The organism is Pedobacter sp. SAFR-022, from assembly GCF_051965375.1.
In the GTDB taxonomy this organism is placed as follows: domain Bacteria; phylum Bacteroidota; class Bacteroidia; order Sphingobacteriales; family Sphingobacteriaceae; genus Pedobacter.
Genome location: NZ_JBQCME010000006.1, coordinates 274,709 through 290,666 on the forward strand (window position 1 = coordinate 274,709; position 15,958 = coordinate 290,666).

Annotated in this window: 11 protein-coding genes; 6 read left to right on the forward strand and 5 right to left on the reverse strand. The window is 44.3% G+C overall.

Going from position 1 to position 15,958, the window contains the following annotated elements; genetic code table 11:
• Window positions 1–130 precede the first annotated feature (130 nt).
• Window positions 131–4,033, forward strand: a complete 3,903-nt coding sequence (locus tag ACTHQF_RS14990; protein WP_440431383.1) for a hybrid sensor histidine kinase/response regulator transcription factor — start codon at window positions 131–133, stop codon at window positions 4,031–4,033.
• Between the two features lies 1 nt (window position 4,034).
• On the opposite strand, the gene ACTHQF_RS14995 is transcribed toward ACTHQF_RS14990, so the two are convergent.
• Both ACTHQF_RS14995 and ACTHQF_RS15000 read right to left on the reverse strand, forming a co-directional pair.
• Window positions 4,035–4,886, reverse strand: coding sequence for a glycoside hydrolase family 16 protein (locus ACTHQF_RS14995; protein ID WP_440431385.1), 852 nt, complete (start codon window positions 4,884–4,886; stop codon window positions 4,035–4,037).
• Between the two features lie 166 nt (window positions 4,887–5,052).
• Window positions 5,053–6,255 (reverse strand): sensor histidine kinase, encoded by a 1,203-nt coding sequence (locus ACTHQF_RS15000; protein WP_440431387.1) that lies wholly within the window; start codon window positions 6,253–6,255, stop codon window positions 5,053–5,055.
• Between the two features lie 175 nt (window positions 6,256–6,430).
• Between ACTHQF_RS15000 and ACTHQF_RS15005 the strand changes: the two genes are divergently transcribed.
• The 5 genes from ACTHQF_RS15005 (at window position 6,431) to ACTHQF_RS15025 (ending at window position 12,888) form a co-directional block, all read left to right on the forward strand.
• The gene (locus tag ACTHQF_RS15005; RefSeq protein WP_440431389.1) at window positions 6,431–6,637 is read left to right on the forward strand and encodes a hypothetical protein; all 207 of its coding nucleotides are present in this window, start codon (window positions 6,431–6,433) and stop codon (window positions 6,635–6,637) included.
• Window positions 6,638–6,810: 173 nt separating this feature from the next.
• Window positions 6,811–8,721, forward strand: coding sequence for a beta-N-acetylhexosaminidase (locus ACTHQF_RS15010; protein WP_440431391.1), 1,911 nt, complete (start codon window positions 6,811–6,813; stop codon window positions 8,719–8,721).
• Between the two features lie 6 nt (window positions 8,722–8,727).
• Window positions 8,728–10,173 (forward strand): arylsulfatase, encoded by a 1,446-nt coding sequence (locus tag ACTHQF_RS15015; RefSeq protein ID WP_440431393.1) that lies wholly within the window; start codon window positions 8,728–8,730, stop codon window positions 10,171–10,173.
• A 196-nt stretch (window positions 10,174–10,369) separates the two neighbouring features.
• The gene (locus tag ACTHQF_RS15020; protein WP_440431395.1) at window positions 10,370–11,998 is read left to right on the forward strand and encodes a sodium/sugar symporter; all 1,629 of its coding nucleotides are present in this window, start codon (window positions 10,370–10,372) and stop codon (window positions 11,996–11,998) included.
• Window positions 11,999–12,024: 26 nt separating this feature from the next.
• Complete coding sequence (locus ACTHQF_RS15025) at window positions 12,025–12,888, forward strand: inositol oxygenase family protein (RefSeq protein WP_440431397.1); 864 nt, start codon at window positions 12,025–12,027, stop codon at window positions 12,886–12,888.
• Window positions 12,889–13,263: 375 nt separating this feature from the next.
• On the opposite strand, the gene ACTHQF_RS15030 is transcribed toward ACTHQF_RS15025, so the two are convergent.
• From ACTHQF_RS15030 to ACTHQF_RS15040, 3 genes are all read right to left on the reverse strand, one after another.
• On the reverse strand, window positions 13,264–13,437 hold the full coding sequence (locus ACTHQF_RS15030; protein ID WP_440431399.1) for a hypothetical protein: 174 nt from the start codon (window positions 13,435–13,437) through the stop codon (window positions 13,264–13,266).
• Window positions 13,438–13,645: 208 nt separating this feature from the next.
• On the reverse strand, window positions 13,646–14,449 hold the full coding sequence (map, locus tag ACTHQF_RS15035; RefSeq protein ID WP_440431401.1) for a type I methionyl aminopeptidase: 804 nt from the start codon (window positions 14,447–14,449) through the stop codon (window positions 13,646–13,648).
• A 48-nt stretch (window positions 14,450–14,497) separates the two neighbouring features.
• On the reverse strand, window positions 14,498–15,811 hold the full coding sequence (locus ACTHQF_RS15040; protein ID WP_440431403.1) for a hemolysin family protein: 1,314 nt from the start codon (window positions 15,809–15,811) through the stop codon (window positions 14,498–14,500).
• Window positions 15,812–15,958 lie beyond the last annotated feature (147 nt).

Below are 15,958 nucleotides of genomic sequence, written 5' to 3' on the forward strand. Positions count from 1 at the left end.
CGAAACCGTCCGAAAATGATCTAAAATCGTCTATTAGCTTATTTACAGGGCATAAATGAAATTAAACCGGCCAATAGTTTCGTATTGCGGAGCTTCTTTATTTACTTTTATATTTCTAACCGAAAAATCGTTGAAACTGAAAATTCCCAGGCTGATATTTATTTCCCTCTTCTATTTTTTTCTTGCAGGGTTTGCGACAATCCAAGCGCAAGAGGGCTACTATTTCAAGCAAATTTCGCTGGAGGACGGACTGACGCAATCGAGCGTCCGTTGCATGCTTAATGATCAACGCGGTTTTATATGGATCGGCACCAGGTCCGGCTTGAACAGATATGACCGGTACAACCTAAAAAGTTATTTTTATAAAAAGCATGATCCAGGTTCCCTTCCCGGAAATCAGATTAATTTTCTGTCCGAAGATCGCACAGGTAACATCTGGGTGGGTACGGAGAACGGTTTGGCCTTGTATGATCCCGCTACGGATAAATTCAAAACCATCGAATCCCGGCCCAGGACCATCACGCCCCGTTCGGTGGTGGAGCTTCCTGGTGGTATGCTGTTTGGCGGAACCGGGGCCTTATACCGGTATGATACTTCAAAAAACCTCCTGCTGGAGATCCCAACAAAAGGAAAGGAGAAGAGCGCGGAAGTATATACCAAAATGGTAAAATGGCAAGACAAAGTACTGCTACAAACGCGCAGAGATGGCGCATGGCTGTTTAATCCAAAAGACAATAGCTTGAAACGGGCCGGATTTTTAACCGACCGCGAGCTGGTTGGCCTTTATGTAAACGCGGCACAACAGGTATGGGTCTCTCCTTACGCCAAGGGCCTGAAGGGCTTTGACAGGAACGGACAATTGATCCGGCAGTACGACACTAAAAACTCGGGGCTTACTAATGATGTGGTACTCGATATCCTGGAAGATGATCATCAGCTATGGCTGGCCACTGACGGCGGAGGAATCAACATTCTTGATCTGAAAACGAACAAGTTTTCTGTGCTGAAGCAGGTACCTGGTAGTCCAGGTTCCTTTCCAGAAAATTCTATCCTCAGCCTCTATCATGATCATGAGGATAATCTTTGGGCAGGTAGTATCCGCGGCGGGCTGATCGCTATTCAAAAAGCAGGCATGACCACCTATCGCGAAGTAGCACTCGGCGGCACGCACGGACTAAGCCATAAAACGGTATTGAGTGTACACGAGGACAGTTCGGGCTACTTGTGGCTCGGCACTGATGGCGGAGGCCTGAACCGTTTTGACCCGAAAACCGCCAGCTTTAAACACTTTTTGCCAACTTACGGACTTAAAGTAGCTTCTATTACTGCTTTCAACGACACAGAACTATTGGTCTACTTCTTTAATAAAGGCCTGCATCTATTTAATAAAAACACTGGCAGCATCAGGCCTGTTCCTGGTATTACCAGGGAGCAGATCGCTTATATCCGCACCTCAGGAATCTCGATTAATGTAAACCGTGTTTCAGACGAATATTTATATCTTTTTGCAGACCAGATCATCCGCTACCATATACCTACGGGAAAAGTCGACCCCGTGGACTATAAAGCGACTTCAAATGCCTATAGCTCCCTCCTGAAAATACATTCTGATAAAGCCCGCTCCTTCCTGTTTGCACCCTACGGGATTTTTGAACTTAACCACGCTGCGAATAAGTTCCGTCCGGTTTTGGAACTCCCGGGCAATGGAGATCCGATTACCGCTGTGGCTCGCGACAGCAAGGGAACCTTCTGGATTGGTAACCGTGATGGCCTCATGTACTATGATCCACAACAAAAAGAACTAACCAAGGTGCCAACAAGCCTGTTTAATGAGGTTTCCAGCTTGGTGATCGACAAACAGGACCGACTCTGGATCGCCGCACAGCACATGATATTTTCCTTTAATGCCCGCGAAAAGAAATTTGTAGCTTATGATGAGTCAGACGGCGTACTTCCAAATGAACTATTTTATAAAGCCTCCATTGTTGCAGAAAATGGCAACACCTATTTGGGCGGGGTAAAAGGACTGCTTGAAATCAAGAAGAATACCGCATCAGAGGTCTTCAATGCACCCCTTTTAAAATTAATGTCACTGGAGGTTAATGGCGTGCCACTTCAGCCGGATAAAAATAAAGCCACTGTTTCCTGGAACCATACTTCGCTGCTGGTGACGGTGATGGCACGTGAAAAGGATGTATTCCGCAAGCGTATGTTTCGATATAAAATAACCGGCCAGGATTCAAGGGTGATCGAAACTTACGATCATGCCCTTGCACTCGGTTCCCTACCAGTGGGCGAATATGAGATATTGGTGGCCTGTAACCTAAAGAGCGGCGGATGGAGTGAATACACCAGAATCCTGGAAATTAAAGTCAACCCACCATGGTTTCAACGGTTCTGGTTCATCGCATTGGTATTAGTGCTGCTCTCCGCCGGCATTCTGATCTTATACCGTATGGCAATTGCAAAACGTGAACGCAAGCTGCGCTGGGATCTTAAGGAACACAAGCAGCGTACGGATGAGGCTAAGATCAATTTCCTGATCCACATCAGTCATGAGCTCAGAACACCGCTCACGCTGATCTATTCCCCACTACGGCGCCTGATCAGTGAGCAGAACCTCAGTGGTGAACTGGCCAGAATACTGGAAGGTATTTACCGTCAGGCCGGAAATATGCGGAATATCATTGATATGGTGCTTGACCTGCAAAAATTAGAACTCGCGCAGGAACAACTTAAACTGGAGCGGGTCGACCTGAATGACTGGGTTTTAAACATTGTTGAAAATTTCTCCGCCGAGTTGAATCAAAAAGGTATAAATCTCCATTATGAACTGGATGATAACATAGGCGAATTGGTCTTTGATTCTAAAAAATGTTCGCTGGTGTTAACAAACTTAATGGCCAATGCACTGAAGTTCAGCAGCGCAAACAGCAATATCACGGTGCGTACCGGGCGGAATCAGGGATTTGTGCGCGTGTCTGTAATAGACGAAGGTATTGGGCTGGCCCATGTAGAGACCGGGCAATTGTTTAAACAATTTTATCAGGGTGCACATCAGGAGCCAGGGAGTGGTATTGGTTTATCGTATTCAAAAACGCTTATTGAGATGCATGGCGGCCGTATAGATGGTTTGGCCAATTCTCAAAAAGGTGCAACTTTCTACTTCGAGCTGCCTGCTGATCTTCAGCCTCTTACCACGCCACAAAGAAAGTACCCCGCTCCGGTACAACAGTCATTGGCTCAACAAACCAAAAGCTATACGCTCTTGATCGTTGAGGATGAACCCGAATTGCTGGCCTTCCTGGAAGAAAGCCTGCGGCCACATTTTAAAGCAGTGCTGGTCGCTGCTGATGGTCTGCAGGGCTTAGCACTGCTGGAGAAAAACCGTCCCGACATTGTGCTGAGCGATGTTATGATGCCAGGCATGGACGGCTTTGAATTGTGCCGGAGACTAAAGGAAGATCTGTACGTGAGTCATACGCCCTTTGTGCTGTTAACGACGCAGGGTGATGCCGAAAGCAGAGACCTGGGCTATAAACTGGGTGCCGACGCATACATCGCTAAGCCATTTGATCTGGATTACCTGCAAACCATCCTTGCCAATCTACTGCAAAACCGGGAGTTGGTGAAAGCGAGATACAAAAGCTCAGCGGCACCTATTCCAGCTGTCGACGGAACTTTCAGCACTGCTGATGAACGATTTATCAGCAAACTGAACCAGCTCATCAATGACAATCTGGAAAGTAAGAATCTGCATGTGGATTTTTTGACCGATAAGATGGCCATGAGTCGGGCAACGCTCTACAACAAACTGAAGAATATCGCGGATATTGGTGTGAACGACTACATCAACAAACTAAGACTGGAAAGAGCAGCACAACTGCTGCTCCATACCGATAAAAACATTATGGAGATTGCAGACAGCTTGGGATTCAACAATCAGCGGTACTTCAGCACGGTCTTTAAGCAGTACTACAATTGCACGCCAACGACCTACCGGAACCGGGAGAAGCAAGCCGAAGGCGTATAGGTTATTTCTGTTTGTAAACCTTCACCCAGTCGACCTGCATTTCAAAAGGAAGATCCTGCTCCTCAAGTGCTCCAGGCCAACCTGCTCCACCAGCCTGGTTTAAGATCAGGTAGAAAGGTTTATCGAAAGGCCATTCCTTGAAAGTCGAACCTTCAGGCTTGGCATAGGTGTATTGCAGCACGTCATTTACATAGAATTGTATGGTTTCGGCATTCCAGATAATTCCATAGGTGTTGAAATCCTCGGCATCATAACTGGCCTGATGTGTCGCTTTACTTGCGCCTGCAGCGTCTGTCATGGCGGTATTATGGATGGTCTGGTGAATTACCGGCTCGTTGTTGACGTGCTCCATGATATCGATTTCACCGCTATTCGGCCAGCCGCCGTAAGCACCGGAGCCTTCCGGCATCATCCAAATCGCTGGCCAGGAGCCCTTCCCTTTTGTAAATTTTGCACGTACTTCAACTTTTCCGTACAGCAGGCTGAACTTACCAGAGGTTTGAATGCCTGCGGAGTGGTAGGGCACCGAATCGCCTGGCAGGTTAGCTTTATCCATTTTCAGCAGAAGCTTGCCACCTTTTTGATATACATATTCAGGTGAGGCAGTAAGGTATCTGGCCCATGCCGGATTTCCCCGGCTGCTGTACACCCACTTACTTTGGTCAAATGCACCGTTGGAATCAAATTTATCGGAAAATACCAGTTTCCACTTCACCCGCGCTTTAGCAGGACCTTCAGCTGGAGAAGATTGTTGCTGCAGGGCCTTAGTTACGCCAGACTGTGCTTTGATTTGGAGTGTGGAACAGGCCAATACTAAGGAAAGACCGTTCAGCAGTATAGCTCTTTTTTTCATTCTAGGTTCAGGGTGTTAATTCTAAAGTTAATCGTTAATATAAGAAAGAGGCCGCATTTGAATAATGCATTATACCAAATTTACCCTCTAGAGCGTGGTCTGCGTGTTCATTCCTGTCTACGTTTTGTTCAATCTTAACTTGAACAGCTGTTAAACCCAGGCCTAACTAAAGGTATTGAGGCAGTGTGACTACAAACACCGAACCCTGATCAACAATTGAAGTGATCTTTATCTTCCCACCTCTAAGTTCTACCAGATGTTTTACGAGGCTGAGACCAAGCCCATATCCTCTTTCGCCGATTGTACCTGGAGTAGTCTCTGCTTTTCCAAGGAGGATTCGTTGTATTGACTTTTCGTCCATGCCCGAACCGGTATCTGATACATGGATCCGGAGAAATACTTTGCTCCTTCTTAAAATCATTCTAAGTTTCACCTGAACTTTCCCCCCCGCTGAAGTGAATTTAATAGCATTTGAAATCAGATTTCCGGCGATTTGCATGAGCATGTTCTTAGAAAATGGCACGATCTGATTGCATGGTTCGAGCATGAATTCCAATTCTACATGCTTGGCTTCCGCCTGAGGCTGATACAATGTGGTGAGCTTTTCGCTAAACAAGGTTAAATCGAAGCCTTGCGGTATGACCGATCTGTTAACACCGTCAGTCAAGATCTCGTCAGCGAGATCAAGCAATGACTGCCCACTCTTATAGATCATACTTACGTATTTACTTAACTCTTCGGCATCTACTGATGTCCCTTGTTCTTTTAGCAACGATGAAAGCCCTACAATTCCTGCGAGGGGTCCACGAATATCATGTGCAGCCTTCCTTTTGGAAGCTTCTAATTCATGCAGCTTTTCATTTAACTGGCGAATAACGGTCATCGATTTCAGCCGCTCAACCACCGTCTGCGAAACCAGCTTCAACAATTCAATCTCTTCGGGGCTGAGCGAATTTACTTTGGTGTCCAAAACACATAAGGTCCCGATGTTAATGCCTTCGGTGATTCGAAGCGGAATGCCAAAATAATACCGGAAGCCGTCAGGCCGTGCTACGAAGTCTCTATAACTGAAGCGCGCATCAAGCCTAAGATCTTGAATCTCAACATACTTATCTCCCAAGATTGTATAATGACACACAGAATCTGCTCTCGGCACCTGCTTAACATCGATTCCTTGCTTCGCTATGGTCCATTGCGTATGGGCATCAATGATGTTGATTAATGAGGTTTGCATACCGGTAATTTTTGTTGCTAACAAGGTCAGGTCATTAAAAGCGCCTTCCATATCTATGAAGTCCATATCCAGATCAGAAAGTCCAATAATTCGCTGCAGCTCATTATCAGGTAAAGGAATTGATTTATCGGTCATCGGTATCTATTAAAATGTGGCAGCTCTTAGCCATAATTGGGCGCAAATATAGCTTAGGATCAAAGCTTGCATGTTTTCAAACGTCCATTTTTCTTCCAAAATTATATATCGACTAACCTGTGGGATGAGAGCAATTTAAAATAAGCATAACTTGTATCAACAATTAAAAAGGTGTATGAACTTACCATTTCTCAACCTCGGCATGACCGAGTTCGGAATCTTATCAGTGATATTATTGTTCATTGTAGCACTGGGTAACTATGGCCGAAACACGGCATTAGGATACTGGGGTTCCGTGTTGCTTTGTTTTCTAGCCAGCCCGCTGGGTGCATTTCTAGTTATCACCTATTTAAAACTACGGAGTGCTCCAAAGCACAGATAAATTCTTAAATGAATAGCGCGAAACCATTCGGAACAGCTTTTAGGCTCATTTGAAGCTGAGGTCAGCTGTACAATACTGTCTATTTTCTGTTCAAATTTGTACAAGGAATTTGCTTGTTACATAAAAAAGTCCCTTTTGTATTTATATTGGAGCCTTATTCACTAAACACAAAAATGAAAAAAATTCTAACCTGTATTATCGCCGCAGCTATCGCTGTTCCGGCGTTTGCACAGCATGATGCAAACATGGGTATCATTCCGGTACCCGTTTCTATCCAAAAATCGAACGGAACTTTTGTACTTGATAAAACGGCTGTACTTGTCGCTACAGATGCCCAGAACCAAAAACATGCAGACTTGTTAAACGCCTTTATTGTTACCAAAGGGGGATTTGCGCTCCGCGAGGTTAAAGTTGCTGATGCGAAAACAAAAGCGGTAGTACTTACCTCTGAAGGTGCGGACCAGTTACCTGCTGAAGGTTACAAGATTTCTATTAAAAACAACAGGATCACTGTTACGGGCAAGGATGCCGGTTTGTTTTACGGCGTACAATCGCTAATGCAATTGATGCCGGAAAGACAGAATGATAAAATCACCATTTCAACAGCTGAGATCAATGACTTCCCAAGATTTAAATACCGCGGATTACACCTGGATGTAGGACGTCACTACTTCCCGGTGTCTTTTATCAAGAAGTACATCGATATGATGGCTGCTTATAAGTTAAATAACTTTCATTGGCATTTAACTGAAGACCAGGGCTGGAGAATCGAAATCAAGAAATACCCCAAGTTAACTAGCGTTGGCGCTTCACGTAATGGAACCATCATTGGCCGTCATCCAGGTATCGGAACCGACAACGAAGTGTACAAAGGCTACTATACCCAAGATGAAGTCAAAGAAGTGGTTGCTTATGCAGCTACGAAATTCATTAATGTAGTACCCGAAATTGAAATGCCCGGTCATGCCTCTGCAGCAATCGCAGCCTATCCGGAGCTGAGTGCATTCCCTGATCGGGATACTTTCATTGACCCTAAGACACCATGGTCAGGATCTAGAAAAGGCAAGCAGGTTCAGCAAACCTGGGGCGTTTTCGACGATGTATTCGTGCCAACTGAAAATACTTTTAAATTCCTGGAGAATGTTTTAGACGAGGTCATTGCCCTATTCCCATCGAAGTACATTCATATTGGTGGTGATGAAAGCCCGAAAGAATACTGGAAGCAATCTGCATTCTGCCAGCAGTTCATCAAGGACAACAACCTTAAAGATGAGCATGGCTTGCAGAGTTATTTCATCCAGCGCATGGAAAGATACCTAAATGGCAAGGGTCGCTCGATCATTGGATGGGACGAGATCCTGGAAGGTGGCTTAGCACCGAACGCAACGGTGATGTCCTGGAGAGGTGAAGATGGTGGAATCGCATCAGCAAAACAAAATCACGATGTAATTATGACGCCAAACAGTGGTGGATTGTATTTCGACCACCAACAATCCAAATCGCCGGATGAACCACTTAGTATCGGTGGACACTCTACGGCAACTAAAGTTTATGCATACGATCCGGTTCCGGCAGCATTAACACCTGAACAACAGAAGTACATCATCGGTGTACAGGCTAACGTTTGGACAGAGTATATCGAAACACCAGCGAAAGTAGAATACACCATCTTTCCAAGGTTATACTCACTTGCAGAAGTTGCATGGAGCCAAAAGGACCGTAAAGACTTCAAGAATTTCTATGAAGAACGCGTTCCGGCGCACCTTTCCCGTTTAGACAAAACAGGCACCAACTACTGGGTACCAACTCCCATCGGACAGGAAGAGCCGCTTTTAAACGGCGAAAACTTTAACATTGAGTTGAAAGCAGCAGCTCAGGGCGCAAAGATTTACTATACCCTGGATAATACCCGGCCATCTGAAACGGCACATCCTTATGAAACAGCGATTAAAGTGAATGTTCCAAAAGGACAAAAACGCATTTTGAAAACGATCGTAATTATGCCAAGCGGAAAAAGAAGTGTGGTCACAGAAACCATTCTGAACAATGAAGCGCCAGATGTGCAAGTTAAAACAAACAAATAATTACGAATGGACATACTGAAAAGATGCTGCCTTATAGCGCTTGTTGCAGTCTGCGCCCAACCTCACCTTGAGCTTAAAGCGCAAACCAGCAAACCTGCAAAACCCAACATTATTTATATTCTTGCAGACGATATGGGTTATGGAGATCTAAGCAGCTATGGGCAGCGTCATTTCAGAACCCCTACACTCGACAGCCTTGCCGCACACGGACTAAAGTTTACGCAGCACTATGCTGCGGCGCCTGTTTGTGCACCATCCAGGGCAGCGCTGATGACTGGCCGAGACATTGGACATAGCTGGATCAGAGGGAATTACGAAAAGGGACCCCTGGGCCTCGGGGCAGGACTGCCACTCCGCCAAGAGGATATCACCATTGCTGAAGTGCTTAAAAAAGCAGCCTATCAAACTGCCATTATTGGCAAATGGGGACTGGGTATGGATGGCACCAGCGGTCACCCAAACAAAAAGGGCTTTGACTATTTCTATGGTTACCTTAACCAGGCACATGCCCATAATCATTATCCGGAGTACCTGTACCGCAACGAGGGGAAGATCCAAATTCCAGAAAATGCCAACCGGCGACAAGAAAAATTTTCCAGTGATCTGTTCACTACTGAGGCGCTGGGGTTTTTAGACCGGCAGCAGCAGAATGAACCCTTTTTCCTGTGTCTGGCCTACATCACGCCACATGCCGAAATGATTGTCCCTGATGATGAACTATTTGAATCCTTCAAAGGCAAATTCAAGGAACAGCCCTATACAGGTAAAGATTACAGCCGCGAAGCTTCAGTGGGTGGTTATGGAAGTTCGGCAAACCCCATTGCTGCTTATGCAACGATGATCGTAAGGCTGGACCGCGATATTGCCAGCATTATGAACAAGCTTAAAGAAAAAGGCTTGGATAGGAATACCATCATCATGTTTTCAAGTGATAATGGGCCGCATAAAGAAGGCGGCGCAGATCCCGATATACTGAACAGTGCAGGCGGCTTAAGGGGTGCTAAACGTGATGTTTATGAAGGCGGAATCCGTGTACCCTTCATTGTATCCGGTGCGGGTATCGAGAAGGACATTATCTCTGACCACATCTCCGGTTTTCCCGACATACTGCCTACTCTTGCAGCTTACGCAGGTGTGAACCTGCAGCAGAACGGAATTAAGACCGAGGGCATATCCCTGGTTCCGGTGCTGTCAGGCAAAGGCAAAATGCAGAAAAATCATGATTATCTATATTGGGAGTTCCATGAGGGAAAACAACCCGTTCAAGCTTTAAGGAAGGGCAAATGGAAAGCTGTGCTTTACGCCAACACGAAAGTGCTCGAACTCTATAACCTCGAAACGGACAGAGCCGAGCGTATTAACGTGGCTAACCAACACCCAAAAGTTGTTTCTGAATTCCATAAGCGGTTTAAGTCTGCCAGAACTCCTAATCCTTATTGGAAGATCGACTAGTTAAAACAACATCCTTTTCAATCACAAAGACGCTTATCAGACTACCTAAAAATACAGTCTGATGGCTTAACCTTGCAATCAGGAGCAGGTCACAACATTTTACACTTTCATATTATTCCGGCAAATAAAATTCAGCAGATGAAGGATTTGATGAAATTTATTCTCAAATTGAATCAACCAAATTTTAAGCCGACACATGAACCACCTTTCCGTTTACGACTACGTTATCTTTTTAATCTATTTCATTGTAATATTAAGTTATGGATACTGGGTTTATCAGCGAAAAAAGCAGACACGAACGGACACTAAGGACTACTTTCTGGCTGAAGGTTCCCTAACCTGGTGGGCGATTGGTGCATCAATTATCGCCTCAAACATTTCCGCAGAGCATTTCATTGGCATGGCGGGATCTGGATTTGCTATGGGACTTGCCATCGCGAGTTATGAGTGGATGGCTGCTGCCACGTTGATCATTGTAGCTGTTTTCTTCCTCCCCATCTACGTCAAGAACCATATCTATACCATGCCGCAGTTCCTGTCGGGACGTTATAACAACACCGTAAGCACACTCATGGCCGTATTCTGGTTGCTGGTATACGTCTTTGTGAACCTGACCTCCATTTTCTTTCTTGGTGCACTTGCGATAGAAACCATTACAGGTATCCCCTTCTATGTTTGTGTAATAGCGCTGGCTATATTCTCTGCAATCATTACACTTGGTGGCATGAAAGTGATTGGCTACACGGATGTGATCCAAGTGCTGGTGTTGGTCCTTGGAGGACTGGTCACCTGTTACATGGCACTACAGCTTGTCTCTGACAAAGTAAACGGCAATGGCATCATTGACGCACTTGCCGTACTGCGGGTTGAAGCTGATGATCATTTTCACATGATCTTCTCCAAAGGACACCAGTATTATGATGACCTGCCGGGCATTGCAGTTCTTGCAGGTGGACTTTGGATCAACAATCTAAACTATTGGGGATGTAACCAGTATATCGTTCAACGTGCACTTGGTGCCGATCTGAAAACCGGACGTGCGGGATTACTTTTCGCTGCATTTCTTAAATTGCTGATCCCGGTTATTGTTGTAATCCCAGGCATCGCCGTATTCGTGCTTTTCCAGCAAGGTTATTTTCAAACGGAAATGGTGGACGCTAATGGTACGGTGAAGCCAGATCATGCTTACCCTGTATTGATGAACCTATTGCCCGTAGGCATAAAAGGACTGGCCTTTGCGGCGCTTACCGCAGCCATTGTTGCCTCCCTGGCCGGCAAGTGTAACAGCATCGCAACGATCTTTACCTTAGATATTTACAAGAAATTCATCAATCCTGAAGCAACGGAAAGCAAGATGGTGAGCATCGGCAGGTGGGCAGTGGTCGTTTCTTCATTGATTGCCATTATTGTGGCACCTGCATTGCGGAGTTTTGATCAGGTTTATCAATTTATACAGGAGTATGTTGGATTTATATCTCCTGGCGTATTTGCAATATTCCTTTTAGGGTTTTTCTGGAAGAGAACAACCTCCAGGGCAGCACTCACCGCAGCGTTACTCACCATTCCTTTATCTGTACTGTTCAAGTTTCTGCCCACCCTTACCGGCGGCGCAGTTGAGCCGATTCCATTTTTAAACCGGATGTCCTGGGTGTTCTGCATTATTCTTATCTTAATGTATCTGATCACTGTTTCAGATCCCGAAAGCAAGAACAATCCGAAAGGACTTGAAATAAACAAAGAAATGTTCAGGGTAACACCTGGCTTTATCGTCGCCTCTGTTGTGATATGTGGTATTCTGGCGGCACTGTACACAGTTTTCTGGTAATTAGATATCAAATAAACACCTTAATTATGAAACAGCTAAGCGAAAAAGAAAAGTCACCATTATCGAGCCTTGAAGTATGGGAGGACGATGTCGTAGCACGTTATCCTGAACCGGCCAAGACAAAGTCGGATTTTAGAACCTATGACAGCGAAACGGATAACCCAATCCGTGAATTCTATAGGCTTAACCACACCTATCAGACCTACGATAATGTCTTAGCGAAAAAAGCGAAGTTCTTGAAGTTCGAACAGATGGAGATGCCTTGGTGGTCGGCTATGGAGTACCTGAATACACTGGTTGATGATTCAGATCCGGATACTTCATTGGATCAGCTGCAACACCTGCTGCAAACGGCAGAAGCGATCAGAGCGGATGGTCACCCGGACTGGTTTGTGCTAACTGGTTTCATTCATGATCTTGGCAAAGTGCTTTGTCTCTTTGGTGAACCACAGTGGAATGTAGTGGGAGATTCTTTCCCAGTAGGTTGCAAGTTTTCTGACAAAATCGTGTTTCCAGAGTTCTTCGAGGCCAATCCTGACTCACATGATGAAAGGTTCAACACGAAGTTGGGCGTATATTCCGAACACTGCGGTTTGGATCAGGTACATATGTCCTGGGGCCACGATGAGTACATGTATCACCTTACCAAAGACTATCTTCCTGAAGAAGCCTTGTATATGATCAGGTATCACTCCTTCTATTCACAGCACCGGGAGCATGCCTATGATCACCTGCTTAACGCGCATGATCACGAGATGTTTAAATGGGTGGATAAATTTAATCCTTACGACCTTTATTCGAAAAGTCCAAAGGCGCCGGTGCTTTCTGAATTGAAGCCTTACTACGAGGAATTGATTGCGAAATATTTGCCGCCAACTGTGAAGTTTTAAGTTAAGATACTAAGTTATAGATAGCGCAGAAACTGCCCTATCTATAACTTAGTATTCAAATTAAATTGCATTTAGCTATTTCTTAGCTTTTTGATTTTCTCAAGCTCAATCACATCGATCTGATCTTTAGGCCTATTTACGACTTTTTTATTCAGGATAAGCTGATTGATATGGAGGAAAGGAACCTGTATTCCTTCAAAGTCTGCAATAGAGGCACAGTTAAGACAATCTTGAAAAGTATATTATTCAAGACCTTTCATGGTAGTCATAACGTCTAATTTCTGGTGGCAAATCCGCCCACCATTATATACTGCACATCATTACTGTTTAGCAAGCTCCAAAAGCGTAACAATGCTTCATCCATAATATCCATATTTATTTATGGATGATTTTAGCCCTCTTTAGTGTAGCATTGGTACGAAGCATTTTTGTAAATAATTTCAATTTTTCAATGTCAGGCCTAAAAACATCTCTTTTTAGACGCTCAATATCATCAGTATGGGAGATAATATCAGCCTCAAACTTGCTTAACACCACTTCCTTTTTCATAACAATGTTTCCTTGTTTTAGACAGCAATTTACGCATTTTGATAACCATTGCGAGAAGTATATGTTCTTAACGATTCAAATCTGCTTTGCTGAAGACGTTTATTAGCATCTAACTTCGATTCCACTTCCCCATCACTACTAAGATCACATTTCTCACAAAAAAAGGCCCCGCATCGCTGCAGGGCTTCCAAAAAATAAAAAAACCTAACTAATAGTAACTGCTGTTCAAATTCACATTCTGCTTTTCTGCAGCTTCAATCCTTGTAAAATCTGAAAGTATAATTGGCGTGCCTTTTTTAACACATACATTATGTTCAAAATGTGCGGCAGCTAAGCCGTCTTCAGTGGATACGGTCCAGCCATCTTCTAAAGTATAAATATCTGGGCTCCCTAATGAAATCATCGGCTCAATAGCCAGAACCATATTCTCCTGCAGTTTCTTGCCAGTACCTCTTCTGCCATAATTTGGCACCTGAGGATCCTCATGCATCTGGCGACCAACACCATGACCCACAAATTCCTTGATCACGCCATAGCCATGCTGACCCTGCGTGTATTGCTCGATCGCATACGCGATATCGCCAATTCGATTTCCGGTTACGGCCTGTTTAATGCCTAAATACAATGATTCTTTGGTCACTTTTATAAGCTGCAGAATCTCGGGTGTGGTTTCACCAACGATGAAAGTATATGCATGATCTCCATGAAAACCGTTTTTGGAAATCACCGTATCAATGGTAATAACATCACCATCTTTAATCACGTAACTACCAGGGAAGCCATGTACAACTTGTTCATTCACGGAAATACATAAAGCATAAGGAAATCCGTGGTAACCTTTACAGGATGGTAAACCTCCATTATCCCGGATAAAAGTTTCCCCAAGTGTATCCAAAGAAAGCGTTGTAATACCCGGTTTAATTGCTTTGGCAACCTCTGCGATGGTGGAACTTACCAGCAAACAACTTTCCCGCTGTATCTCTACTTCTTCATTCGTCTTATATAAACTCATTCAATCTAAACTTTCTGCAAAGATACGAAGGTCGGGAATCTCCAATGTTTATGCAAGGTCAAGTTCTGTAACAGCAACTTTGTCAATGCGCACCCCATCCATATCCAAGATCTCAAACTTTAGGTTCCCAAGCCGGACGATATCACCGGCATGTGGCATGGATTTTAGATGATAGATCATAAATCCCGAAATCGTGGTATACTGTCCAATGTTTTCCTCAACCACTTCGCTGGAGAAAAACTGGTTTATTTCGAGAATCGTAGTACGCCCATTGATCAGGTGGCTGCCGTCTTCCCGTTTAGTTATGTGTTCTTCCTGAATTTCATCTTCATCCGGTAAATCTCCCACGATGGCTTCGATTAAGTCATGCAGCGTAATTATTCCACGCACACCACCATATTCGTCAACAACGACCCCCATATACTGCTTCTTGCCTTTGAAAAGGTTCAATATTTTAAAAGCCGGCGTATTCTGGATCACGTAAATCGGCCTTAACAAAATTTGACTGATGTGAAAATCGGGGCGATTATAGTTTTCTAATAGGTCTTTGATGGAAACCACACCCTTTAAATTGTCGAGTGTACCCTCGCCTACCAGAAATTTCGAATGTGCACTTTTGGTAAATTTGGCTAAAATCAAATCCTTTGACCAATTATAATCTATCCATTCCACCTCTGAACTGTGGGTCATCATTGACTTTGCCGTTTGGTCGGTAAAGGAAAAAAGGTTCTGCATCGCCTGACTTTCCTCTGTTTCAAGCACGCCCTGAGTACCGGCGGTTTTCAACATAAATCTTAATTCATCCTCACTCACGCGCTCACCTTCGGTTTCTTTAATCCCGGTTATTTTTAGAATCAATTTCGTGGAAATCGACAGTAGTTTCACAAAAGGAAAGGTAATGGAAGTAAAAACTTTGATAATTGGTACGGTCACCAATGCAATCCCTTCCGGATTATTCATGGCAATGGTTTTTGGCACCAACTCCCCAACCACAATGGTAAAGTAAGTAATGCCGCCAATGACGATAACGAGCGAGATCGTGTCTACATAGTTCGCCGGCAGTCCCCAGTCCGAAAGTAGTCTAATCATATCATCTGTAAGCGCTGCCCCTCCATACGCACCAGCAATAATGCCTATGAGCGTAATGCCAACCTGAACTGAGGAAAGAAAATTTTCGGGATTCAAAAGCAGTTTTTGAATCGCTAAAGCACTTTTATTTCCCTGGGCAGCCAGGTGGTCTATCCTTGCCTTCTTAACGGAAACCAGTGCAATTTCAGAAAGCGCAAAAAAGCCGTTTAGCAGCGTAAGTATAAAGATGATCAGTAACTCCAAGGCCTTGATGTTTTTATCAAATGTAACCATTTGTATTCAAATGTGAATCTATGAGCGATCTCGATCGGTTTAGTCGAAGTGCAAAGGCTGTTTTAAGATAGTGTAGATTCCTGAATTTAGTTTACATGGAGAGTTTTTCAAAAACAGAAATGATATGAAAAACGAAAAGCCCAACAA

What these genes read in the sequence shown, in the direction of transcription:
- ACTHQF_RS14995 (WP_440431385.1), bottom strand. Translation starts at nt 4,886, where the DNA reads ATGAAAAAAAGAGCTATACTGCTGAACGGTCTTTCCTTAGTATTGGCC.
- ACTHQF_RS15020 (WP_440431395.1), top strand. Translation starts at nt 10,370, where the DNA reads ATGAACCACCTTTCCGTTTACGACTACGTTATCTTTTTAATCTATTTC.
- ACTHQF_RS15040 (WP_440431403.1), bottom strand. Translation starts at nt 15,811, where the DNA reads ATGGTTACATTTGATAAAAACATCAAGGCCTTGGAGTTACTGATCATC.
- ACTHQF_RS15030 (WP_440431399.1), bottom strand. Translation starts at nt 13,437, where the DNA reads ATGAAAAAGGAAGTGGTGTTAAGCAAGTTTGAGGCTGATATTATCTCC.
- ACTHQF_RS15005 (WP_440431389.1), top strand. Translation starts at nt 6,431, where the DNA reads ATGAACTTACCATTTCTCAACCTCGGCATGACCGAGTTCGGAATCTTA.
- ACTHQF_RS15000 (WP_440431387.1), bottom strand. Translation starts at nt 6,255, where the DNA reads ATGACCGATAAATCAATTCCTTTACCTGATAATGAGCTGCAGCGAATT.
- ACTHQF_RS15025 (WP_440431397.1), top strand. Translation starts at nt 12,025, where the DNA reads ATGAAACAGCTAAGCGAAAAAGAAAAGTCACCATTATCGAGCCTTGAA.
- ACTHQF_RS15010 (WP_440431391.1), top strand. Translation starts at nt 6,811, where the DNA reads ATGAAAAAAATTCTAACCTGTATTATCGCCGCAGCTATCGCTGTTCCG.
- ACTHQF_RS15015 (WP_440431393.1), top strand. Translation starts at nt 8,728, where the DNA reads ATGGACATACTGAAAAGATGCTGCCTTATAGCGCTTGTTGCAGTCTGC.
- map (WP_440431401.1), bottom strand. Translation starts at nt 14,449, where the DNA reads ATGAGTTTATATAAGACGAATGAAGAAGTAGAGATACAGCGGGAAAGT.